The sequence below is a fragment of the Stieleria tagensis genome, from assembly GCF_024129865.1.
GTDB classification, from domain to species: domain Bacteria; phylum Planctomycetota; class Planctomycetia; order Pirellulales; family Pirellulaceae; genus Stieleria; species Stieleria tagensis.
In genome coordinates, this window is record NZ_JAMYFE010000071.1 from 1 (window position 1) to 24,811 (window position 24,811).

Annotated in this window: 17 protein-coding genes; 6 read left to right on the forward strand and 11 right to left on the reverse strand. The window is 55.9% G+C overall.

The genetic code is table 11. The features are described from left to right. Nucleotides 1-261: 261 nt before the first annotated feature. Complete coding sequence (locus NHH03_RS17595) at nucleotides 262-1,179, reverse strand: dihydrodipicolinate synthase family protein (protein WP_253158300.1); 918 nt, start codon at nucleotides 1,177-1,179, stop codon at nucleotides 262-264. Between the two features lie 224 nt (nucleotides 1,180-1,403). Here NHH03_RS17595 and NHH03_RS17600 point away from each other — a divergent pair, with 224 nt between their 5' ends. After that, nucleotides 1,404-2,762 (forward strand): Gfo/Idh/MocA family protein, encoded by a 1,359-nt coding sequence (locus tag NHH03_RS17600; RefSeq protein ID WP_253158301.1) that lies wholly within the window; start codon nucleotides 1,404-1,406, stop codon nucleotides 2,760-2,762. Between the two features lie 120 nt (nucleotides 2,763-2,882). Here NHH03_RS17600 and NHH03_RS17605 read toward each other — a convergent pair whose 3' ends face one another. From NHH03_RS17605 to NHH03_RS17625, 5 genes are all read right to left on the reverse strand, one after another. After that, the gene (locus NHH03_RS17605) at nucleotides 2,883-4,292 is read right to left on the reverse strand and encodes a hypothetical protein (RefSeq protein WP_253158322.1); all 1,410 of its coding nucleotides are present in this window, start codon (nucleotides 4,290-4,292) and stop codon (nucleotides 2,883-2,885) included. A 407-nt stretch (nucleotides 4,293-4,699) separates the two neighbouring features. After that, nucleotides 4,700-9,955, reverse strand: coding sequence for a DNA repair ATPase (locus NHH03_RS17610; protein WP_253158302.1), 5,256 nt, complete (start codon nucleotides 9,953-9,955; stop codon nucleotides 4,700-4,702). Nucleotides 9,956-10,001: 46 nt separating this feature from the next. Beyond that, a complete protein-coding gene (locus NHH03_RS17615; protein ID WP_261364332.1) occupies nucleotides 10,002-12,131 on the reverse strand; it encodes a flotillin family protein in 2,130 nt (709 codons plus the stop codon). Between the two features lie 17 nt (nucleotides 12,132-12,148). Then, on the reverse strand, nucleotides 12,149-12,880 hold the full coding sequence (locus tag NHH03_RS17620) for an OB-fold-containig protein (RefSeq protein WP_253158304.1): 732 nt from the start codon (nucleotides 12,878-12,880) through the stop codon (nucleotides 12,149-12,151). 140 nt (nucleotides 12,881-13,020) lie between these two features. Continuing rightward, nucleotides 13,021-14,097, reverse strand: a complete 1,077-nt coding sequence (locus tag NHH03_RS17625) for a site-2 protease family protein (protein WP_253158305.1) — start codon at nucleotides 14,095-14,097, stop codon at nucleotides 13,021-13,023. Nucleotides 14,098-14,203: 106 nt separating this feature from the next. Here NHH03_RS17625 and NHH03_RS17630 point away from each other — a divergent pair, with 106 nt between their 5' ends. Beyond that, nucleotides 14,204-14,647 (forward strand): RbsD/FucU family protein, encoded by a 444-nt coding sequence (locus NHH03_RS17630; protein ID WP_253158306.1) that lies wholly within the window; start codon nucleotides 14,204-14,206, stop codon nucleotides 14,645-14,647. 19 nt (nucleotides 14,648-14,666) lie between these two features. Here NHH03_RS17630 and NHH03_RS17635 read toward each other — a convergent pair whose 3' ends face one another. After that, complete coding sequence (locus NHH03_RS17635; RefSeq protein WP_253158307.1) at nucleotides 14,667-15,329, reverse strand: hypothetical protein; 663 nt, start codon at nucleotides 15,327-15,329, stop codon at nucleotides 14,667-14,669. A gap of 296 nt (nucleotides 15,330-15,625) precedes the next feature. Between NHH03_RS17635 and NHH03_RS17640 the strand changes: the two genes are divergently transcribed. Continuing rightward, nucleotides 15,626-16,540 carry a glycosyltransferase family 2 protein gene (locus NHH03_RS17640; protein ID WP_253158308.1) on the forward strand — a complete coding sequence of 305 codons (915 nt, stop codon included), beginning with the start codon at nucleotides 15,626-15,628 and terminating at the stop codon, nucleotides 16,538-16,540. 14 nt (nucleotides 16,541-16,554) lie between these two features. Here the strand turns inward: NHH03_RS17640 and NHH03_RS17645 are convergent, their stop codons facing one another. From NHH03_RS17645 to hpt, 4 genes are all read right to left on the reverse strand, one after another. Further along, a complete protein-coding gene (locus NHH03_RS17645; protein ID WP_253158309.1) occupies nucleotides 16,555-17,106 on the reverse strand; it encodes a hypothetical protein in 552 nt (183 codons plus the stop codon). 308 nt (nucleotides 17,107-17,414) lie between these two features. Next, nucleotides 17,415-18,509, reverse strand: coding sequence for a glycosyltransferase (locus NHH03_RS17650; protein WP_253158323.1), 1,095 nt, complete (start codon nucleotides 18,507-18,509; stop codon nucleotides 17,415-17,417). A gap of 2 nt (nucleotides 18,510-18,511) precedes the next feature. After that, the gene (locus NHH03_RS17655) at nucleotides 18,512-19,837 is read right to left on the reverse strand and encodes a glycosyltransferase (RefSeq protein WP_253158310.1); all 1,326 of its coding nucleotides are present in this window, start codon (nucleotides 19,835-19,837) and stop codon (nucleotides 18,512-18,514) included. Beyond that, a complete protein-coding gene (hpt, locus tag NHH03_RS17660; protein WP_253158311.1) occupies nucleotides 19,834-20,379 on the reverse strand; it encodes a hypoxanthine phosphoribosyltransferase in 546 nt (181 codons plus the stop codon). The genes NHH03_RS17655 and hpt overlap by 4 nt, the downstream gene beginning before the upstream one ends. Before the next feature lie 240 nt (nucleotides 20,380-20,619). Between hpt and NHH03_RS17665 the strand changes: the two genes are divergently transcribed. The 3 genes from NHH03_RS17665 (at nucleotide 20,620) to NHH03_RS17675 (ending at nucleotide 24,773) form a co-directional block, all read left to right on the forward strand. After that, nucleotides 20,620-21,069: a hypothetical protein gene (locus NHH03_RS17665; protein ID WP_253158312.1), complete on the forward strand. Its 450-nt coding sequence runs from the start codon at nucleotides 20,620-20,622 to the stop codon at nucleotides 21,067-21,069. A gap of 153 nt (nucleotides 21,070-21,222) precedes the next feature. After that, nucleotides 21,223-21,981 (forward strand): ABC transporter ATP-binding protein, encoded by a 759-nt coding sequence (locus NHH03_RS17670; RefSeq protein ID WP_253158313.1) that lies wholly within the window; start codon nucleotides 21,223-21,225, stop codon nucleotides 21,979-21,981. Further along, nucleotides 21,978-24,773 (forward strand): FtsX-like permease family protein, encoded by a 2,796-nt coding sequence (locus tag NHH03_RS17675; RefSeq protein WP_253158314.1) that lies wholly within the window; start codon nucleotides 21,978-21,980, stop codon nucleotides 24,771-24,773. Before NHH03_RS17670 ends, NHH03_RS17675 begins: the two co-directional genes overlap by 4 nt. Nucleotides 24,774-24,811: the final 38 nt, after the last annotated feature.

Sequence of the window (24,811 nt, forward strand, 5' to 3'; positions counted from 1 at the left end):
CGCAACTTCAAAACGCGTCAGCGAGGGATCCCGCTAACACCCTAAATCCCTCGCTGACGCGTCGGGTTACCGTAAAAGCGCAACTTCAAAACTCACGCTCACGCGTCGGGTTGTGATGAAAAACGCTGGCTTCAAAACTCGCGCGTCGGGTTATCGTAACAGCGCAACGTCAAAACGCGTGATCAAGTAACACCGTCGATCCACTTGCTTGTGTTTCGAGCTGGTGGGATTGGCATCTAATACGACGCGGCAACGTGCCCTCTAGGATTTGATCCAGTCGAAGAAACCAATTGACTTGAGTTCGGTTTGCAATGCTTTGGCGGCGGGGTCAGAGAGCGCGGCAATCGGCAGACGCGGCGGTCCGCATTGGAAGCCAACCATCGACATGATCGCTTTCTGTGCGGCTCGGGGACCGAACGGGACAAAGGTCCGAACTAACAGTTGTGCCCGATGCTGGTGAAGTCGGGTTTGCTCGGCATCGCCGGCGAGAAAGGCTTGCAGGAGTTGCTGATAAATCGGTGCGGCGAAATTGTAGGTGCTGCCGACGGCCGCTTTGGCTCCGGCGACCAGCCCGCTGTGAAGCATTTCATCGGTGCCCCACAGAATGTCGAATTGATTGTCGGCATAGTCCAAACAGGCTTGGAATTCATGCACCGCTGGCGACGTGAATTTGATTCCGCGCAAATTCGAAATTCGCTCACCGCCGACTCGCAAAAACTCGACCATGTCACAGGCCGCGCCGGTCGCAGCTGGAATGTGGTAGTAGTAGAACGGCAGCTCGGGCGCTCCCGAGGCGATTTCGGCCATCGAGCGAACCAGAGTTTCCATTGATGCCGGTTTAAAGTACACCGGGCAGACGGCGGAAATGGCATCCGCACCGATGGATTGGGCATGTGCGGCCAAACGGTTCGCGTCGACCAAACTTTCACAGCCGACTTGAACGATCACGGGAATCCGGCCGCCGGCAGCTTCGACAAACGCCGCGGCTGCCTGTTGGCGTTCATCAATGGCCAACGAGAGACCTTCGCCGGTGCTGCCCAGTACATACAGCCCAGCGATTCCTTGCTCGATCAAACGATCAACCATCGGGCCGACCCGTGCCGTCAACAAGTTTCCGTCAGAATCAAACGGAGTGAACGTTGCGGCCACCAAGCCTTCGATCGGGGGACTTATCGCCATCGTTGGACTTCTCATTGCTAAATTCGATTTTGTTGCTTCCAGATCCAAGGTTATACAACAACCAACCATCGTGGTATGCACGGAATCGTTCGTCGCAAACATCTGCTGCGACAGCGGGGCATGTCGGCAAGGCGGTGACTGTTGCGATCTGCCTTGGCAACGACGATAATGAGTCTTATCAGCCCACCTGCTTCTCCCCCTGATCACTCACCGGAAAAACCGCTATGGATCGACGTAAATTTATTGCCGGCAGCGTTCTGGCCACCGCTGCGGCGTCGACGGTCGCACACAATGCCTATGCTGCGGCCGGTGACAAAAAACGTCGAGTCGGTCTGATCGGATGCGGATGGTACGGCAAGTGTGATCTGTTGCAATTGATGAATATTGAACCGGTCGAAGTCGTTTCGTTGTGCGATGTCGATTCGGAAATGTTAAACGAATGCGCCGATCTGATCGCGTCGCGCCAGGAATCCAAACAACGTCCGCGGACGTATGCTTCGTACAAGGAAATGCTGGCGGAAAAGAATTTGGATATCGTCTTGGTCGACACGCCGGACCACTGGCATGCGTTGCCGATGATCGAGGCGGTTCAATCCGGGGCCGACGTCTGGGTGCAAAAGCCGACTGGATGTGATGTGCTAGAGAGCAAAGCGATGCTGGACGCAGCACGGGCCAGCGGACGCGTGGTGCAAGTCGGCACGCAGCGCCGCAGCACACCCCATTTGATCGAAGCCAAACAGCGGGTGGTTGATCAAGGATTGCTCGGTGATGTGGCAATGGCCGAGGTCTGTTGTTACTACCACATGCGATCCCGCCAGAATCCGCCAGACACCGCACCGCCGGCCAACCTGGACTATGAAATGTGGACGGGGCCCGCACCCATGCGACCCTATAACAAATTGGTGCACCCACGATCCTGGCGGGCGTTTATGGAGTATGGCAACGGCATCGTCGGCGACATGTGCGTGCACATGCTGGACATGGTGCGCTGGCAATTAGGATTGGGATGGCCCACTCGCATCAACAGTAGTGGAGGGATCTTTGTCGATCATGAATCCAAAGCCAATATCAGCGACACCCAGACCGCCGGCTTTGAATTTGATGAACTGACGGTCAATTGGACACATCGCAGCTGGGGTGCTGCGCCAGACCCCGAATGGCCGTGGGCTGGAATCATCTATGGCGACAAAGGAACTTTGAAACTGGATGTCAACAAGTACGAATTCACGCCCCGTGGCGGCGGTGAAAAACTAACCGGGCAAGCGGTCATTGAAACGGACAAGTATCCCAGTGACGAAACCGATCAGCGGGACTGGAAGCTCGAATTGCATGTCGCGTCGGCCATTCGCGGCCACATGCGAGACTTCTTATACGCCATCGACAACCGATCCAAGCCAGTTGCTGATATCGAACAGGGGCACATCTCCAGCGCGTCATGCATTATGGCGAATCTGGCCATGGATTTGGGGCGAACACTGGAATTTGATCCGCAAACCCACACCATCATCGGTGACAGCGAAGCGACCGAGCGTTTAAAACGCCCCTACCGCAAACCCTACGTGCACCCGTCGCAAGTGAAATAGGTGATGCGCGTTGGAAGCTGATGCTGAACCAACCTAGATGCCGAACAACCTAGATGCCGAACAACCTAAAGGTTGAACTCCAACGGTGCGCAGATCAGTGCTGAATCGCTGTCGCTTTGCTTAGATGCTGCGGTCGTAGCGTGGATTCCACTTGATCTTCCAACCCGCGTCCAAGATCGACGCTCCGGATGGTTCGGGCAACTCTTGATCGTCTTCTGATTCGGGCGTTGGCTGGGGAGCGTTAAATTCCACGGGGCCTTCGTTCGACGGCGATGCCGGTTCGGTGTTGGATTCAAAACTTTTGAGTTTCGATTTTGGCATGTCATCAAAGTCCGTTGCCGGCTTCATGCTGGTTTGCGAATCGCTGTCGCTGGGCTGGGTCACAACCGGATCGGCGAACGACGAATAACCGTTGACAATCGCTGGGCTAAACGCGTCATAGTACGACATCGGCACGCGCTGAACGACTTGTCTCGCCACGACGACAGTGTCGTTGTAGGACTCGTAGACTTGACGTGTGACTGGACGGCGGACCATCTGTGTGACCGGTTCGTATTCGGTGTACTGAATGGTTTGCGGAACCTTTCGTGTCTCGTATCGGACACGACTGGTTTGGACCGGAACCTTACGAACCTGTTCCTCTGTGACCCAGCGTTGCTGTGTCACAGGGATCTTACGAGTTTTGGTTTGCGTCACGGGGCGTTGAACCACGAAGGGAACTTTGCGAACCATCGTGGTCGGAACCATTCGCGTCGATTGCACGGGAATGTTCTGAGTCAAATACTCGGTTTGCATCCGCGTTGATTGCACCGGCACGTTCTGAGTCACCGTTTCGGTCTGCATTCGTTGGACCTGAACGGGCACCTGAACCTGCTCTGTGACAGGTTGGTAGGACGTTTGAGCAACTTGCTGTTGCACATAGTTCGGGCGGTACTGGTACTGGGTTTGAGCGGTCGGCGGCGTGTAATACGGTGCGACCACGTTGCCACCATGAACACGAGCAAAAATCCCAAACGGTCCCGGCGTCGCGTACAAATCACGTTTGTAGGTCGTTGCATATCCGACCGAACCAGGGGTGATCGTCGTCGTCGGCACATAGCCGCCGGCGTCCACGGTTTGGTTGTAAATGTTTGTCTGGGGGCGCAGTGTCGTGTACTGCTGCGTTTGCATTTGAGTCTCGACGACGGGACGCTGAACCGTGTACTGCTGTTGGTACATCTTGGTTTCGGTCACCGGTCGTTGCACCGCGTACTGCTGTTGGTAGTACTTTGTTTCCGTCACGGGCCGGTAGGTCGTGTATTGTTCCTCGCGCTCGGACGTTTCTGTCACGTATTCGGTTTCGGTATAAGTCTCGTCACGGTAACTGGTTTCGGTGACGGGTTTCCAAACCGTAAAACGTTCTTCGCGATAGCTGGTTTCGGTGAACGGGACGGGGACGGTGATCTCCCGCATTTCAGTCTTGGTGCGGACCACAGGCCGATACGACGTCACCGGAGTTTCGACCATTTCCGTCTTATACACCGGGCGCATGCGTTGCACCGTTTGCCGTTCGAGAACGGTTTGTGGCTCACATCGATACGTCTGTGGGAAACAGCATTCTTGGGCAGAACCGACACCACCCAACAGGCAGGTTGCTGAACCAAGCAAGACAAATGATCGAGAGAGCTGGCGAATCATCGCGGAAAAACCTTGGGAGACACTACGTTTGTTTCGAAAGGGCAGCGGCGATCATTTTAGAACGCGCGCTCCTTACGTTAAAAGATTACGCAGTTCATTAGCGAATTGCCAAAGAAAGACGCAAAAAACTTGTGTTTTGACTCAAGTTTGCCCCGCTAATTTCACCAATTTGCCTGACTGGTTACCCACATCGCCGTTGCCCCCAACTTGAGCCAGTGGGACAGTTTGACGGTTGTAGCGGTTATTGGGATTGTAGCGGCTTAGGACGGGCGGTCTTCGCCGGTTGCGGCATCGAAGGTGTCTTCGATTTCGCGGTAGTTCTGAGCCATTTGATCCAGCTGTTCCTTCAACTTTGACAAATCGCGACCATTGCCGATCGATTCAGTCAGAATCGGCCGCAACCATTCTTGCATCAAATGGAACTGGCCTTTGATTAAATCCGCCAATACCCGCGGGACTTTGTGCTGCACAAACACTTTCTGATCCGGCGGCGCGGCGTTGGCCTGGAGGTCGCTGATCCGCTGCAGTTGTTCGCCAGTGGTTTTCAGGGTTCCCGAAAGTTGCTCGGCCGAAGCGGTCAGGCTGTGGCGAATCAGGTCGATCCGCGCGTCCATCCGCTCCTCGGTCCCGTCATTGCCCACCGCAATTGCTTTGGAGATCACCTGGCGGATCGATTCCAAACCGTCACGCATCGAAGCGAGTTGCCGCATCAACTGTCCGGCTTGATCCTCGCTGTCCATCCCCTGCATGCGAGTGCTTTCGACGTACGAATATTTGATGCTATCCCAGCGTTCCTTTTCTTCCGCAGTCAGGATCCCCATCAATTCCTTGAATTTCAACACATTGGCTTCGTTGTCGGTTGTCAGCGTTTGGGCGTCTTGTTGGTAGCTGCCAACGATCAACGATTGCAATTCATCTGCGTTCATCACGCCGGCGACTTTTTCCGCCATGCGATTCATATTGCGATAACTGCCTTGCAATTTGAACGGCGGTTCGGTGCGGTAGGCGTCGGCTTGGGCCGCACTGCGGATGTACGCTCGGTTGACTCGCAACACGATGTCACGCACACGCAACAATTTGCGCATCACTTCGAACATCTCGCGGACTTGGTCCGACGACAGGTTGCTCTGCAGTTCCATGCCCTCGAGCGTGTCACGCTGTGCGGCCGTGATGATAGCGCGAGCATCGTCGGAGCCGGCCGTAGAGAGCGGTGCCAACGCAGCATTGCTGGTCAGACAATTCTCTAAATAGCTCATCTCGAACGCGTCTGCCGATTCGCCAATGATTTCACCCAAGTTATACACGTCGGCCCGGTTGGACAGCATATCTGGGATTTGGAACCGCTCTCCACTTTCGGTATAAGGGTTTCCGGCCATCACCACTGCCACGCGTCGACCACGCAAATCGTAGGTCCGTGTACGACCGTGACTGACTCCCTCGATCTTTCGAGTGGCATCACACAGCGAGATGAATTTTTGCAGAAACTCGGGATGGGTGTGCTGGATGTCGTCCAGATACAGCATCACGTTGTCACCCATCTCCAACGCCAGGTTCAATCGTTCGACTTCTTCCTTGGCCGCTGCATTGGGTGCTTCGGCGGGATCAAGTGATGTGACCTGGTGGCCGATTGCGGGACCATTGATTTTCATGAACACCAACCCCAAGCGGTTGGCGATGTATTCCATCAACGTCGTCTTGCCGTATCCTGGCGGCGAAATCAACAACAGCAATCCCATTCGGTCGGTGCGTTTGTTCTCACCAGCCGCCCCCATCTGTTTGGCCAGGTTGTCTCCGATCAACGGCAGATAGACCTCGTCGATCAAGCGGTTGCGAACGAAACTGGTCAACACGCGAGGTTTGAATTCATCCAATCGCATGTCTGCCCGCGCATCGGCGATTAGTCTTGCTTTGGTTTGGTTCAGTGCTTGATAGCGGGGAACCACGTCGATCATGTAGCGTCCCACCCGGCGCAGCAATTCGTGGTAGTGCAGCACCATCTGTCCACTCTGTATCCGCGAATGGCTGCCGGCCATTCCTTCGAGCATCGTCGAAATCGACACCTCGGTGACTCGCGATTGCCCCAGGTCACCGCACAGAATCAACCAAGCCAATTCATCGACGTAGTCGGTTGCGGGATCGGTCTCGTTTTTGTTGGGATGGTTCTTCAGATAGGCCTCCGCCCAGTTGCGAGCCAACACAAAGGAACAAACCGGATCCGCTTCGTTACTTTTGAGCGCCGTTGCCAACCATTTCTGGCGATCGACTTCAGGAATCGATTCGGTAAAGGACTGAAACAATCCCGCAGCGCGTGAACTGGCGACGTTCTTGCGCGAGACATGCACCAATTGGTCGAACAGATAGTCTGCGATGGCCGTTGCCGTGACATCGCGGCCGAACAACGGACTCCAGAGAGCTTCGTCGACAGTCGCGAGTTCTGTCAGTTTCTGACGGAACTCGACGGCCGGATCGGCATTGGGAAAGGCTTTGGCAAGCTTCGCAAAGCCCCCGATCCAATCGGTCATCGCCTTTCGGGTCTTGCCGTCCAGCAACTTGGAAAACCACAATAAACTCGCCGCACGAACGCTTGGCGGATGCGACAGTAAATCAATCTTGGAATCCATTTCCACCAGTGTGCGCAAGATCAACGAGGCATCGTGGTCGTGAACGCCTTTGGCATAGCCCTCGCCGAATCGTCCCGCAATTTTTGCTTGAACCCAGCTGGCATCTAGCTCTTCACTGTCGATCGGTTGACGCGATTGTTTGAGTGCATGAAACAGTTCCACGGCCAAGAACTCCGCCCGGTAGACGTCTCGGTTCTCGCTGATCAGTTCCTGGTTCCATAGATCCTTGGAATCGGTCAGTGCAGGATCATCGAGTGGGTGAAAGAACTGAGTGCCGGTTAAGTGCAAACACATCGCGTCGTTGCGCATCACCGTGGTCAAATCCAGCGGCTGGGTGTTGACTGCGAATCGGTGTTCACCCATCCGGATCACGTCGCCGCCGTCTTCGTAGAGATCATGTCGATCTTTGAGTTGGCGGACGGCATCTTCACGAATCGTCTTCATCCGGCTTTGCAAATCACCGACACGCACCGCATCGTCTAAATCTTGCAAATTTTGGATGATGTCGCGAACTTTTTCGACCATCAAATCGCCAGCAAAATAGGCGGCGACGTCGTCGGCCGAATCCATCGACCGAACCCGATTGTCGATGCCTTTCAAAATCCGCTCGGCTGCCGACGCCAGTGATTCGGCGCGTCGATTGCGTTTCTCGACCAGTTGTACTTTGCGGGACTCAAATGCCGCATAAACCTCTTCGCGGCGAGCGGCTAGCTGCTCAATGAATTCATCGAACTCGGCGAACTTGCCTTCGAGTTCCTCCAATTGCACCATCACTTTCGTCAGATACTCGTCACATCGCTCGGGGCTGTCACAGACATCCAAATAGCCCGAGGTGGTCTGTTCTAACAATTTCAATTGCGAGGCGAATTCAGCCCGGCCTTCGACGCCTACTAATTCAGTCGTCCGAGCCTTCAGTGCGCTGCGAACTCGGTTGACCGCTGCGAACACGTCGCCGATCGAATCGATGATCTCCGTTCGCTTGGTGGAATCGTCGATTCGCAAATTGCTAACGGTTTCGGTCAACAGTTCCAGTTGTCCCGCAGCGGCATCAATTTCTTCGCCCAACGTTTTGGACTGGGCCACCGTTTCTACCGTGGCAACGCGTTCTTTGGCAGCGGCAATTCGTTCGACGTAGGGGTCCAATGATCCGGGGGTCAACAAAAAATCGACGCATCGTCGACTCAACCGCTCACTGCGTTCTGCCGTGTCCGCCTCCAGCTGCTCGACGACAGCTTCGTCGACATACCGCAGATCCTTCAGTCCCAACGCATGCCCACGTTGCTGGCGCAACTGTGCCAACGAATCGACAAAATCATCGATGGATTCAAACCGACTTCGCTCGATCTGTTTGATCAGACTTTCGATGTCCGATCGCACCTGACGGGTACGAGACTCAGTCTCCTTGCGTACCCGGACAACTTTGTCAAATTCTTCGACCGCAGCACCGGCGGCTTGTCGGATCTTTTGCAGTGGTTCGCCGAGTGACTCCGTCTCGGCTTTTTCGATCCAGAAATAGCTGTCCAGGATGTCTGACGCCTTTTTGCCCAGGTCGACATACAAGCCTTCATAGCTGTCATCCTTGTCAATCAGTTGCAACAGTTCGCTGCATTCGGCCATACCGCGAACGATTTCTTTGTTGCCGATTTTAAACAGGTAGGAATCGGTCTGGTTTTCGGCGACGTAATCGGGACCGGTGAACGGTGTTTGCCAGATCTGAACCGCGTGGTGTTTTTGGGGCTGTTCCTGGGACCGGAAACAAACCATTTCGCCCTCTTCGAAAAACGTTTGCCCGTGACAGACCAACGGTGTTTCGACGGATTGTTGAATCAGGTTGTAGCGAAGCTGGACGTAGGTTCCGGTGTGTGGAGCATAGAACAGGTACAAAAAATCTTCACCATTGCTGGCCGCGATCGTGCGTTGATAACGCATGTCGCTCAGCCCGGTGTCGAAGCGTTTGAATTCACCGGTTTGCAGGTAATAGCCGCCGGGGAAAATCAAGCCTTGGTCGCCGGGCAACATCACGCAAGCGTCCGCGATCTCGTCTAGCCGCATCACCTTTTGAATCTTGCTGTTGAAAACCAGGTAACGCGTTTTTTCCTCCTGGTACGGCTTCATTTTTAGCAGCACCAGATTGCCTAGTACGGCGTAGTGAATTTCCGCGTCATCGAGTTTCTGGTCGGGGTTGTCGACCGGTTCGGCATAGATCCCTTCGCCGCTGCCGGTATTGTTTTCGACTTTGATGGTCAAATCACCGCCGACGGTTTCGACGTATACCAAGTCTTCGATCGAAACGTGTGGGTGATCGCCGTAGCGATGTTGGTCACGGGTGGTGCGTGTCCAGCGAAATTCGTGTTGGGCCGGTTGACGGACTTCGTGTTCACTGCGGTTGTCGATGTACTGCAATGAGTCCGAAGCCATCCGCCATTTGAAAGACTTGATGTCACGTTCGGTCTTGCCGACTTGAAACACCATGTGCAACATCGGCCCGGCACAGAAGAAGCGCAAAAATCGCGTGTCTTTGTAGAACCGATAGAGTTCGCTGAAATCGGTGTGGAATCGATCGTCACCGATCACATCCAGATTAGATTCATGGAACTGGTTGTCGGCGAGCCGATACGCAGAAAAGACGTCGGCGAGTTCGATTTCGGTTTTCAGCCCGAATTGAACGTTGTATCCGAACAAAAACTGGTCGCCGACCGAGACCAGATCGCGTGGCACACAGTTGTGTTCCGTGGTCACGCGTTCGGTGGCGATCAATTTTGTCTCGATACTCCCAAACACCTCGGCGCGCGACTCATTCAATTTGCCTAGCCGCGTCCGCAGATCGGACGCTGCGTCACGCAGCCGATTGCGTAGGACTTCGTAGGTCCCTGCGGCGAGTTGAGAATCAGTCATGGTGCTGGCGGTGTTCAGTCGGAGACGGGTTGAGAAGGCTCAGGGGTTACGCCGACTTGCCATTATTAGCCGACTTGGAATCGAGCAATCGCCCCGCTTTTTGGTCGGCGATGTTGGCTGTTCCCGCCATACCCAACAGGCTGGTCAATTGTGAACGCACATCTTCGGTGTCGGCCATCCCCATCATTTTGGCGATCAACGCTGCGATGGACAGGTCTTTGACGCCGTCGGTATCAAGATGAAACTGACCGATCATCTTGCTCAGTTGGTCGCGAAAGTACTCCGCATTGCCGTCAAAGAACGTGTCTTTGATATCGGTCGCCACGCGGCTGTTGTAGACAAAGCGATCGATCGCTTTACCGCCCTTGACCGCCGACGTGATCTGGTCAAAGAACTCGCCGTCGCCGCCGACGATGTCGATGCGAGCTGCTTTCAGTGCCTCGCCGACAACTCCGGCTTGGCTTTCGGCAATCCCGCGTTGTGCATCGATGGCTGCGATTTCGACATCCTTTTCCTTGTTCAGACGCAGCTTGAATTCTTCGTGATCCTTGCCAACGCTGTCCAACAATTTCATCGCCTCGGCTTTCTCGGTGATACCGGTCGCTTCGCTGCGATATTTTTCCAGATCCACATTGGCTTCGGCCAGTCCTTGTTTTTCAGTCGCAGCCGCTCGAGCTTCGATGCCCTTGGCTTCGGCGACGGCTTTTCTTTCTAGCACGGTGGCTTCTGCCAGTCCTTCTTTTTCCAAGCTGCCGGCTTTGGCTTCTTGGACACGAGCTTCTGCCAATCCGCTGGCAGCCGCTTGAGCCGCTTCGGCCTCAGCCAGCATCTTGGTGGCCGCGGTTTCTTTTTCCGCAGCGTCGCGTTTGGCTTCGGCTTCGATGCGAATCTTTTCGGCAAACAATTCGCTGGATTCTTTTTCTGCTTGCGCCAGTTTGGTTTGCCGGATCAATTCTTCTTCGGCCCGCATTTCGGCGCCGGTGATCTGGACTTTCTTCGTTCGCTCGGCCTTGGCGTGTTCCTCGGTATCCTTGATGCGTTCCTTTTCTTCGACCACGGCGCGTTCAACAGCGACTCGTTCGCGAATCACCTCTTGGATGTTGCGTTTTTCGGTTTCGATGGCTTTTTCTTTTTCGACCTCGGCAACGCCAACGACACGCAGTCGTTCGGTTGCTTCCAAGTCTCGATCACGATTGACACGTTCCAATTCGACCGCATCGGTTTTCTCTTTGTTGCGTTGGGCAACCAAGATTTGGCGATCTTTGTTTTCGGTCGCGATCCCCAGTTCCTCTTCGGTTGTGATCCGTGCGCGTTCGGATTCCAATCGTTGTTCCTGTTGGACTTTGGCAGCCGACGCCTGTTCGCGGGCGGAAATTTCCGCGATCTCACGCCGCTGTTTTTCGACGGCTTCGACGCGTTGCCGTTCCAAGGCCAGGATCGTTTCCTCGGCTTCGACGTCCTGCTTTTTCAGCGTTTTTTCTTTGTCACGGGTGAACTGATTCTCTTTGACCTTTTCGGCTGAAGTCAGTTCGGTGATTTTCTTGATCCCCTCGGCGTCCAGGATGTTGTTCGGTGACAACATTTCCAGAGGGGTCTGTTCCAGATAATCGATCGCCGCGTCGTCCAGTCGGTAGCCGTTCAAATCGGTGCCGATGACCTTCAAAATTTCGTTCTTGAATTTGTCACGTTCTTCGTACAGTTCGACAAAATCGAATTGTTTCCCAACGGTCTTCAATGCCTCGGAAAATTTTGCGTCGAACAGCTCACGCAGTGTTTCAATTTCAGAACAGCGTTTTGCGCCGATCGCACCGGCGACTTCTTTCATCTCTTCTTCGCTACTATCGACGCGAATGAAGAAGGCGACTTTGATGTCCGCGCGGATGTTGTCGCGACAGATCAATCCCTCGCTGCCTTGCCGGCTGATTTCGAAACTTTTTAGCGACAGGTCCATCAGTTCGTAGCGCTGGACCACCGGATAGATCAACATGCCGCCACCGGTGGTGACTTTCATGTCGCCCAAGCCGGTCTTGACGATCGCCTTGTCCGGTCCCACGACCATGTAGCACTTTTTGAAAGTCGCGATCGCCGCGAACAACAGAAACAGCAGGATGCCGAATCCGATCAGCAGAAACCCTCCGACTCCGTCGAAGATCTCGGCGATCAGCGCCGGTTGCATTAGGAACGTATTAATGGTCACGAGTCGTTCTCCGGTAGGATTTCAGTTACGGTGTAAATCCGTTTGATCGGATCAAAATCAACAATCCGCACTTCCGTCCCTTTCGGAATCTCTGTTCCGTTGGTGCGGACGTTCAGCAATAGCGGAGCGGCGTTCGTCCGAAACTTAGCTTGCCCGAACGTGGGGGTTGCTGAGATCGACGAAATTTCACAGGTTGCTCCCATCAGTCTGTGTTTGTCGTAGCCGGCCGGAGGAGAAAATTTCCCAACGGCCGGTTGAGTCGCATATTTGGTTGCGATAATCGAGATGACGCCATTGCGGACAATCAGCAACAGCGATGGAATCCAGGTCGGGGCATAGTGCTTGGAATCAAATCCATGCCACAGCCCGTATGAAATCATCCAGAACAGAAACGTAAAGACGCCCATCCAGACCACCACCGGCACGCGGCCGAAATTAGTCCAGCGGACGGTCGTTGCCGCCAGTCCGTTGATGAAATCCAACCCGCTGTGATGGCTGACATTCACGTCAGCACCGCCCAGATCGACATCAATGCCATCCAGTTCCGGAGCATCCAGACCGCCGGAGACGTCAGCGTCCAGGTCTAAATCCGGAGCATCGAAATCCAATTCGATCAGCCCGATCAGTGCGATCAGGGTGTACACAACCAACAGGCAGACCAGAATCGATGCCGGCCATACGGGGCCGACAAACATTCGCTGGGCGAGATCTGTGAATGTTGCTTGCACTGCTATGTTGCCTACGCAGAAAGTCAGATGAGTCGTGAAGTGACTCGTTAGCGTAGGGCATTTTCACTGGACCGATGGGGCGCTTCATGCCTGCAAAACTATGAAATTTCCCCAATTCGTTGTTCAACGGGGCGCCGCCGTTAGCTGAGCAACCCGACCCGGGTGCGTAGCGTGTCCAAATCCAGCATGCCGACCAGCTGGCCGAATTCGCCGGCGACCGCGAATTGTCGGCACCCTTCCAGTGGTCGCGTGACGACCGATTCCAAGGATTGCTCGGGTGTCAGCACCGGGGCATCATGTCGAGCGATCTGGCCGACAGTGGTTCTGGCGTCGGCGCCGCGTCGAACCGCCACCGCGACATCTTCCAGCAATAGAATTCCGGCGACCATGTTTTCGGGCCCCACGACCGGCAGCGCCGAAGTCGGACAGGACCGCAATCGTTCCACCAATTCATCCAGCGGTGTGTCGATCGACAGCCGCGGGGGATCAAGCAGCATCGCGTCTTTGACCGACAGATGGCGCAGCGGTTCGATCACATCGACCTGGCGGGCCTCGGACAGTCCGGCGTAACAGATAAACACGGCAATCAATCCCGGCATCGGTCTGCCGTAATAGATCGCCAGTCCCCCCATGCACATCGCACAGGCCACGCCCACCAACGATGCAATCCGAGTGGCTCGGCGGTATTCCAATGCCATTGCCAACAGACTGCGCAGCACCCGCCCGCCGTCCATCGGAAACGCCGGAATCATGTTGAACAGGATCAGCGCCGTGTTGACCATCATCAAGAACAGCAGGTAGCCCAGAACCGACGGCACATCGAGCGCATCAAAAACGCGGTCTCGTGCCTCGGCTTGCGTCAACAAGTCTCCGACCGACGGGAATCCGATCCCCGGGACGATTAATAAAACCAGTCCTAAGATCAACAAGATGGCCACATTGACCGCCGGACCGGCCACCGCAACCAAAAGTTCTTGCCAAGGAATCCGTGGGATCTTCAGTAATCGGGCGACGCCGCCGATGGGAAACAAAGTGATGTCCAAGGTCTCGATCCCGAACCGCCGCGCCGTCAGCGCGTGACCATATTCATGCAGTGTCACGCACAGGAACATGCCCAGCAGCAGCGAGACGCCAAACGCCATTCCCTGGACTCCGTCCTGGTATCCTGAATAGGCGACGTAGGCGATCAGCAGGGCGAATGACCAATGGACATACACACCAATTCGAAAGTAAGTTCCGAGCTTCAGTCGTCGCTGCCACACGTTGGGTCGACCTGTTAGAGAGACCGTCGTTTTCTGTTTTCCCGCACTTCACACAGCTACTATGTTACGCCACAAACTGATTCACCCCCAGATCTCATCCATCCTAGCCGCTTCAGGGCACCATAGTTCGATCTTGATCGCCGACGGAAATTACCCTGCGGCCAGTAAACGTGGCCCTCGCGCGGAACTGGTCAGTTTGAATCTGATGCCCGGCGTACCGACCTGCAACCAAGTGCTGGAAGCAGTGCTGTCGGCGATCCCGGTCGAAGCCATTGAGACAATGCAGACCGAAACCGAGGGACCCTACGCACTCGATGGCGACCCACCGGTCTGGGAGGACTATCGAGCCACCATCAAAGCGGAAGGACTCGATCTGGAATTGAAACCGATCGACAAGTGGGATTTTTACAAAGCGGTTAGCACCGATGATCATGTACTGACCATCCAAACCGCCGATCAACAACGTTATGCAAACATTTTGCTGACCGTTGGCGTGCGAATGTAACCGTCTGGGATGACGGGCGCTACCGCCACAGCCAGTCGCGGAACCCCTCGACCACCTGTTGGCGCTCGGCCAACGCGTGCCACAGGGCAAACGCAGCCAACAGAGTCGCGACCGCCACCATCGTGCCGCCGCGACGCTGCGCCGGGGCCGAACTGGATTGGGATTTGTCGCGCAAATGCCCCAGCAACTGGTCCCAAAACTCGCTGGTCGCAATCGGCTCGAACGATTCGATCGACGCCGAATCCAGGCCTGGCTGTCCGGCCGCCCGTAAATGAATCCGCAGCTTCGGCAATTCGACCTGCAGTGAATCTGCGTCGCTGGTTGCTCCAGGATCCAGCTCTTTGGCCGCCTGCAACAACGGATCCAACATCTGTTTCGGTGTCCGCCCGTAAACAACCAAGCGCGGCCGCGAGGTCAGGGCGATTAGCGAGACGATCAATCCGTAGAACGTTGCCAAGGCAAACCAAACCCAGGGGCCAAACACACCGGCGGCTTTGGTTGGAAAAAACAATTCACCGGGGCCGATCGCAACCAATCCGGCCACGGCGAACCCCAGTGCGGCAATGTCACGTCCGCCCGTCGTGATCAAAACGCGTCCCAGCAAGCGGATCACGCCTAATAACAGCAGATAGGCGATCAGCGGCAGCAGGGCGATCAGCAGATAGATCGGTTCAATGGACATTGGGACCCGGGTAGAGACAAACGGACGCGACGTATGCGGCGGGTGGGCGAGTGAATCACCATACAGACGCTTCAGCCTACCAACCGAAACGCCCGACGAGTAGCCACCTGCTGGTGAGTCCCGTTCGTCCTGTGGCACAGCGACAATCCGGTCAATCGGGAAAATCGTCAATCTCTGAGTGATTAGTCTGGCCCGATTTGCAGTTCGCAGGAGTCGCCGCCATTGTTCGCGCGTCAAGCTTGGTGGTCTGCTCACTTTTCGGTCCAGCGACTTTGTTCGGAATCACGGTTTCATTGATGTCTGCCCATTCACAACCGTCAATCGATCCCCCATCGCACCGCAATGATTTGCTGGAAACGTCGGATGCAGTGGTCGCACGCGCCCATCAGTCGCTGCGCGGAATCGAACTGGTATTGGCACAATTGCAAGGTCAGCCGATGGACCAATACGAATTGACGGTGATCGTTCCCGTGCTGAACGAACGCACGACCCTGCCCAAAATTCTGGATCGGATCGACCAGGTGATGCCGCCGCACACCGAAACCATTGTGGTCGATGATGCCAGCACCGATGGCACCGCAGAGTGGTTGGCATCGCTTCCACCGCGTCTCAATCGTCGAATCATTCGGCGTGGTCGCAACCATGGCAAAGGATCGGCGGTGCGGTTGGGAATTCGGCACAGCCACGGCGCGATCGTTGCCATCCAAGACGCGGATTTAGAATACGATCCGATCGACTTGCTGCAGGTGATCGCGCCGATCCAGACCGGTCAGGCCGAAGTGGTTTACGGATCACGTTATTTGCAAGACCAGGCCGATCCGTCGGCATTTCATCGATTGGGCAACTGGGCGCTGACTGCAATCAGCAATTGCATGACCGGCCAACATCTGACCGACATGGAAACCTGTCACAAAGCGTTTCGTGGCGATCTGGTCCGCTCGATCAAAATTCGAGAATGTCGATTCGGATTCGAACCGGAAATCACAGGCAAAGTCGCAGCCCGCGGGGTCGCAATCGTCGAGGTGCCAACCGGGTATGACTATCGAAGCTACGACGAAGGCAAAAAAATCACCTGGAAAGACGGTGTCGCCGCACTGGGATGCATGTGGCGTTACCGCACGCGACATTGGTCCAGACGGATGATCACGGGGATCACGTCGACGATGTTGCGGTTGCCGATGATGGGCATCCGGCGAGTCACATCCCGCTGAAAAATGCCGCGACCCTAGTTTCCCGGCAATTGCCGTTGAAATTTGGGCGTCTCAGCCGGCGGCATTTCAACGTCATATTCTTCTTGGTGGCGGCGTCGCTCGACGGCACTGGCGTAGTAGCGGAGCCAGGTTTCGGTGTCGTCGACACACATCCACTCCAGCGCTTTGCCGGGGACTTCGACCATCTTTTCACAGCACGGCAAAATGTCGCGATAGATGGTCGTGTACAGTTCGCGATCGGACAGGTGGTCGGTGCATCGCAAGACGATGTTCTTGCTGTACAGTTGGTCGACGATTTGTTTCAACCGGTGTGACAGTTGCGAATCACCCAATGCGTCGGGAGGCAGCAAGTGCATCGGCGGGGAAAACCAATCGGCGATGGGCAACGCGGGGGCTCGCTCCCATGCGAGCATGGACGCCAAGTATTCATTCTCGGCCTGCAACGTCATCCGTTTGGTCGATGACTCAATGGACTCGTCACGATAGGGCTCCAACTCGTCCCGGAGCCGGGCGTTGACCAACATCATTTCGACTTCGTCGATCGCGTGTCGGTGAGTTTCTCGCATATCCATCTGGACTGGTGGGCAGGAAGGGAATGTGCGTCGGTAACACCGACACATCTGGTTGTTATGAGAGGTCCACGGTGAACCACTCTCGGCACCCGAAAATCGGGCGAGCCACTCAACAACATCCTGATGGTATCTGTCGAAAGCTGTCGCTCAACTTGGAACTTAAGCAAATCGGCGGTTTCAATTCATTTTCGTTTCACCGGGCTTGGCGTGATCGTTACGAACGGAATGGCTTATCAGCTTTTGCCTGCAACAGACCGAATCTGATATCAATCCGATTCAACCACGCCCCCGGTAAAGTCGATTTAACCGGACAAATCGCGATACAGTTGGGCATGCCGATCGACCATGTCAGCCACCGAAAACTGCTCGGCAATCCGCCGCTGCGCTCGCTCAGCCAACTCGGCGGCCAACGGTGGATTGGCCAACAAGTCGATTGATTCACGGGCAAACGCCGCGCGATCTCCCAGTGGCACCAAACGCCCGGTTTGATCAGGAATAACCAGGTCGCGATTGCCCGGAATGTCGGTCGCGATCACTGGGACGGCGGCCTGCATGGCTTCGATCATCGCATTGCTTTGGCCTTCGTATTCGCTGCCCACCCAAAACAAGTCGGCGTGCGGCAACAACTGCGCGACGTCATCGCGATTGCCAACGAACCCCGCGTGTTTGGGAATCGTGACCGCATCGCGGAACCGCAACAGTTCGCTTTTCTGAGGACCGTCACCGATCACCACCAACGTGGTGTCGTCGCGTGTGCCAGCCAACAGTTCGGCGGCCCAAATCAGATCACGGTATCGCTTTTGTGGCCACAGTCGACCGACCGCCAACACCAGTTTGCGATCCGGGTTCACGCCCAATCGGGCAAACGCTTCCTCGCGCTCAATCGAGTCCACGGTTCGTGGTGGGATGCCATTGGCGATCACTCGGAACAAGTCGTCATCCACACCATGGCTGACGTAAAACTCTCGAACGCCGTCGCTGTTTGTGGTGATCGCCGCACTTCGTCGCGCCAGGAATCGATCAATGGAAAAGTGGTACCATCGCTTCCACGGATCCACACAACGTTCGCTACCGATGACGATCGGGACCTTAGCCATCAAGGCGGCGGCGCGGCCAAAACTGTTGGCCGCGAACAGCCACGTGTGAACAATGTCGGGCTGGAACTGCTGCAACGCCTGTTTCATGCGCAAGAGTGCTGTCGGATCGGCTTTGAATGGTTTGCCGATCACTGTGACGGGGATTCCGGATCGGCGCAACGATTCGCTGCGCGGCCCATCGCGCGTCAGCAAATAGACGTGAACGTCAAATTCTTCACGCGGTAGATTCTCGGCCAACAACGCCAACTGTTTTTCAGCGCCGCCTTGATCCATCGTCGGAATGATCAACGCCAATCGGATTTTCATAAAGTATTCTCCGGCGCGTCATGCCCGGTTGCGGTGGAAGGATACCGATCAATCAGTGCCTGAAAAAGATTGACATAGTGAGCAATCGATTCTGAGCGTGGCGTTTCGCGTTGCAAAAGTCGCCGCAATCGGTCGGCACGGTTGCGCGCCGCTGCTGCGTGACGGACAATTTGGTGAATTGCAAAGCGTAGCGTTTTCGGTCGGGCTGGATCAAACCACCACAGTAAACTGGCCGCCGTGTCGCCACTGTCGGCGGGCGGTTGGTCTGCGTCGCGCAGGCTTTCGATGATCCCGCGATCCGCGTCGACGGCTGATGTGGAAAAGAATTCCCGAGCGGTCGGTGAATCCGCAATGACCAACGGCAACGATGCCGCGATCGCGCTGGGGATCTGATGATCAAACCCTTCGTCGCCCACATGCACCATCAAATCGGCTGCTGCAAACACGTCGTCGGTTTGGCCAAAGGAACCTGGCATGGAAGTGATCTGACGCAAACCGTCGCCTCGAATCCGCGTGTAGATCGAATCACGTGAGGGACCGTCACCGATCAACCAGAACTGGAGGTGATTGATTTTCTCGGCCAACGAGTACGCCGACTCGACCAATGTGCCAAGCCCCGATTCGGCACGCATCGGTTCGACCGACAACACCACCGTCGATGCATCCGGCACAAACAGGTCTCCGTTGATTTTGGCCAGCGAGTGTCGCAACTGTTGGCGGATGGTCACGCTACTTTCGATTGTTGGCCCGATCCCGACGGCGATACGGTGTGATGTTTCGGCAGTGCCACCGCGTGCCAACCATTGTCGATGCGCGGTGGCATTGTTTAGCACGACGGCGCTGGCATCGATCGCGGCAGATCGACAGCGTTTTCCCATCCGGTTTTCATCAATGAAATTCAAATCGCTGCATCGCCCATTTCCCGACATTCGAACCACCGCCGGAATCTGTTTGGCGCTGGCCGCTTCGACCACCCCGATCGCTTCCTCGCGGCCGCTGTCGCAAAACACCAGATCGCAGCTGCATTGATCCGACGCGATCCAATCTCGCAGGTAGCGGACGTAGCGTGAAACCGAACGATCACCACGCGCGGTCCAGCCGGTACGAAACACCCGGATCGGCCGATGCACTTCCAGTTCGCGAAATGTAAATCGATCCGGCCAAACAATCGAATGCTTGGGCGTCAACACGGACACCTGCATCCCAGCCCGATTCAGACCACTGGCCAGGTCCATCAGATGGCCGGCCGAATCAATCGAACCGAGGGGCCAAAAATAACGACCCACCAACAGCACACGTTTTCGACGCAGCGCCCGACTCACCGCTCGGATTCGCTTTTGGTGGCGTCGATTTCGCTCGGTTCCAGCACCGCCAAGTACGGCAGATTTCGATACATGTCCAAATAGTCCAGCCCATAGCCGACGACAAACTCATCCGGGATCTCAAAGCCCACAAAATCAGGCCGCAACGAGACCTCGTGTTGGCGGTGTTTGTGCAGCAGCACCGCTGTTTTGGTGGTTTTTGCGCCTCGCTCTCGAATCAATCCGGTCAGCCTATCCAAAGTCCGGCCGGTGTCAAAAATATCGTCGACCAACAACACGTCTCGGCCTTTGACATCAATCATCATCGTCTCATTGACTTCCAATTCTTGGGATTGGGTGCCGCCGCGGTAGCTGGACGCTTGAATCACGCCCACGCGTTGGGGCATCGACAACCGTCGAATCAAATCGGCGAACAAGACCACACTGCCGGTCATCACCGCAATCACCGTGACGGGGCGTTGGTCGCCGTAGAACCGATCAATTTCCGTCGCCAGCCGCTCCACGCCCGCTTGCAACTGGTCTTCGTTTAGCAAAATACGCATCCTGTCAGCGCCCGGGCAGGACGCTCTCCACAGTCAAAGTCAAAATTCCAGACTGACAAAATAGGCAATCTGGGCTCTCAGTGCGATTGCGTGTCCTCTGATGCGGGGCCGCCGCGCCGAAACGCCGATGAACGATACACCGACAGCCCTCAAATTCCCACGGGACATCTCTAGCCTCCCCGGGCCCCTGGGCCGTCGGCGTTCACTTCCGATGCGCATCCTCGTCAGACCCCCTATCGAATGACTAACTCACAACGTTTGGCCACCGTCCGTGCCCATCTGCAGCGCTGGATCAGTGAAAACGTGAGTCCTAGCCAGTCAAACGCGGACCAGTCCGACGCGGGAATTGTGTCCGAATCGATTCTGATTCGTGACGGATTTTATTCCGGACGGACCTTTGACGCGACGACCCATCGGGCAACCTGGTTCATGGAGCCTGACGAGCTGAAAATCCAGGGTCCCGACGGTGACGTGGTCGCCGTGTTCCGCGGCGAAGAAATCATCGCCGCTGCGCCACAGACCGCGCCACAAACCGCGCAGCGGAATGAAAACGAAGACGATTCGGCGATCGACGATGGCCCGGTCAGCATCCCGATGATCGCTGCCGCCGACGTGGAAGTGGAAACGCAAAGCGATGCCCAGACGCAGGACGCCCACGACGACGATGACGCGCTGCCACAGGCCGCCTAAGGGGCCCGCGCAGCAAGAATCAGGCTCGTCAGAGCCCGCTGTTGCTAAGTGGTCGATTTGGCGACGAAATTTTGGTCGCCCGCGGCGGAATTTCCGTCACGTCATTCTGCCTATCATGGTCTCTCGTTTACCCTGATAGACAGCATTTGACAAATGAATTCAATGGAATCGCAACCACCGCTCGAAGTCGATCGAGTCGTGAAAAAATATTCTCAGGGCGCTGCAACCATCGCTGCGCTCAACGGCATCAGCCTGGTCGTCGATCCAGGCGAGTTCGTCGCGATCATGGGTGCCTCAGGTTCAGGCAAAAGCACCTTGCTGCATGCGATCGCGGGATTGATTGATGTCGATGGCGGCCGCGTTCTGATTGCCGGCCAAGATCTCTCGGAATTGTCAGACGTGCCACTGACAAAATTTCGACAACGAAATCTTGGAATCGTCTTTCAGGCTTTCAATTTGATCCCCTGTTTGTCTGCCGAAGACAATCTTCGGTTGCCGGCGACCAATGGTCCGGATCTCGATCGCCAAGTGGACGTACTGCTTGAACGTCTTGGTATGACAGGGCGCCGGAATCACAAACCAGCGGCGCTGTCGGGCGGCGAGCAACAACGAATCGCAATCGCGCGGGCTCTGATTTGCAACCCAGCGATTTTGTTGGCTGACGAACCGACCGGCAGTCTCGATTCAATTTCCGGAACACAGATCTGTCGGTTGCTGCGAGACCTGGTTGATGAACAACAACGCTCGGTCGTCGTGGTGACTCATGAACCCCATGTCGCCATGTGGGCGGACCGAATCGTGGTGCTCAAAGACGGTACGAATTTAGCCGAGTTCCCGACCGATGGCCGACGTGACCCGCAATCGGTTGCCAATCAGTATCAATCCCTGCTCGGCGCGGAGGTCGTCGCGTGAAGGTTTTGAAATTGGCGTTGGCATTTCTTCGCGAACGAAAAACTCGCGTGCTGTTGACCACGATCGCAACGTCCGCTGCGGTGTGCATGGTGATTTGGGTCAGCAGCAGCTACGAAGCGCTACAGAAGACCTACGACGATTACGCCAACCTTGCACTCGGACGCTACGAACTAGCGATCGCGCCGATCAGCGGTGATGCGGCTGAGGTGGTGCCGGCGGAAGTCCTGCAACCGCTGCGTGATGATCCTGCCGTGGTGGCGGTGGAACCGATGTGGGCGAACCGGTTTGGGATCAAATCTGTCTCGGTCACGAACAAGTCGCACACCGATGATGTGCCCGTGGCACGTGTGGACCAGACAGCCGACCTGGGGCCCGGATCGGGACCGCGCGGTCAACTGCCTAGCCTATTGTTTTTGGCAACTGATTCCACCACGCCAGCGTTTGACATCGCGCACGGACATTGGATCAACGGTGATTCCGCAACGGAAAATCAAGTGGTATTGCGCTCCGATGTTGCTAAGCGTCGTCAAATCCAAGTGAATGATGAAATCATCGTCGAATTTCCTCGGCCAAGTTCCAGCGGGGAAACGGAGATGAAATTGCAAGTTGTCGGTCTTGCCGACGCACCGTCTTTAACTGGTGCCGAGGCCGTGGGGATTTCAATGTTGACCCCTAGTTCCGGCGAAGCATTCATTTCGGTCCCGCTGGCTGAGCATATCTCGGGTGAAACCGCACGGATCAGTTTGTTGGGATTGGCGATCGACCCCCAAGCCGACATCACCCAGTTTCGCTTCGGTTGGGCGCCCCGTCTAAGCAACTATTCCACACCGCTCCAGTTTCAGGAAGCGTTTGAGATCGAGGAAGCGCTGGATCAAGCATCGGCCGCGGCAAATGTGCGGCTACAGTCGTTTGCCGCAACGGGCGTCGCAATGCTCGTCGCTATGCTTGTGATTTTCGGTTCACTCAGTATGGGTGTGACCGAACGCATTCGTCAGTACGCGGTGCTGCGTGCGGTGGTGCTGACACGCCGCCAAGTCGGTTGCCTGATTGTGGTCGAATCGCTGGTGCTCGGCACGACGGGGTTGGTGGTGGGAATCGCATCCGGTTGGACCTTGCTCGCACTGGTCGAGCTGTCGTTTTCAAAATTACTGCATCACGGCCTGGGATTCGGGACCCGCAGTTTAAGCCTGGCCGCAATTACAGCCTTTGGCGGTGCATTGCTGGCTGCGATCATACCGACTTATCGAGCATCCCGCGTCAAACCTGTCGATGCCATGGCGCCACGCGGACAGGCGGCTGCCGAAGCGTCACTCTCATGGCGAAGTGTCGCGTTGGGTATTTTATTGATCGCAACCGGACCGCTGCTGACATTTGTTTTCCCGCCAAGTGAGAATCAAATCTGGCTGGCGCTGGTCGTGGGATTCGCATGCATGGCGACCGGCTTCGTCGTGCTCGCTCCGTCGCTCGTCTTCGTTGTCGATCGCTATTCCAGTCCCTCTCTGGCGCGCGCGTTTGGGATCGACCCGAAATTGTTGGCCAGTCAAATCACAAGCAATCTCTGGCGTACCGTCGGGGCGTCGACCGCGATGGCGTTCGGATTGGGTTTGTTCGTTGGGATTCACGTTTGGGGTGCGACCATGCTCAAGGCGTTCGTCCCTGGATCCTGGGCACCGGATGCGATGATCGTCCTGAAACCCGGAATGCCGCCGGACCGCATCACCGAACTTGCGATGCATGAACAGGTGGATTCAGATCGCTGTTTGCCACTGGTCGTCGAACAACCGCGATTGGTTGACGATCTGACCAGCAGTGCGGATCGTGCTTCGGTGACCCGTCAAGACAACGTGGTGATTGTTGGACTTGATCCAACGGGTGCGTTTGCAGGGGATCGGCCGCTATTGCAATTGGATTGGGTCGCTGGCAGCGCTACCGAAGCGGCAGAAAAAATGAAACGGGGACATGCCTGTGTGGTGCCGGATCACTTTTTGAGAGAAACGGGACTCGGCCTCGGCGACACGATTGCACTGGATCCGCCTCGAAACGCTGGCAACCCTGTGATCTACACCATCGTAGGCGCCGTACGATTACCTGGCTGGCATTGGCAAACAAAAATGACCGGGCTGCGACCCCGTACCCACCGCGCCGCTGCGCTGGTGTTTGCCGACTACGAATCCGTGGCATCCGATTTCGACTTACCAGCGGCTTCGCATGTTTGGTTTTCGTATTCAAAGCCTAACACAGACGTGGCGTCGATCGAAGCAGCAGCCGACTCAATGCTGAAGTCACTGCCTGCGATGGAGGGCGCGCAGGCAAGCGCTCGGGTGGTGCCGGTCCAAGGGATCCGCGACCAATTGACCGGATCGGCGCGGCGATGGATTTGGATCATTAGCTTTGTCCCACTCATCACGTTGCTGATCGCTTGCTTAGGCGTGTTGAATGTGATGTTGGCGTCGGTACGTGCGAGACGATGGGAGTTCGGTGTGCTCCGTTCGATCGGATTCACCAGTTCGGATCTTGCTCGTGCGATTCTGGTCGAAGGCCTGTTTATCGCGTTGATCGCCGGTATACTGAGCGTTGGTTTTGGGATTTTGAGCGGTTGGTGTGGAGCGGGGCTGGCACAATACACCAGTTTCTTTGGTGGATTGCATCCCCCGATGGTCGTCCCTTGGTTGCCGATTGGCTGCGGTTTCTTGTTGGTCCTATTGTTAGGAATACTTTGCGCAGCGTGGCCGGCACTCACCATTCACCGCTCGCGGCCGATGAGTTTGTTGCAATCTGGCGACCCCAGCTAGCGGCAACCAGAATCTCCTCAGTTGAAGCGGCTGATCAG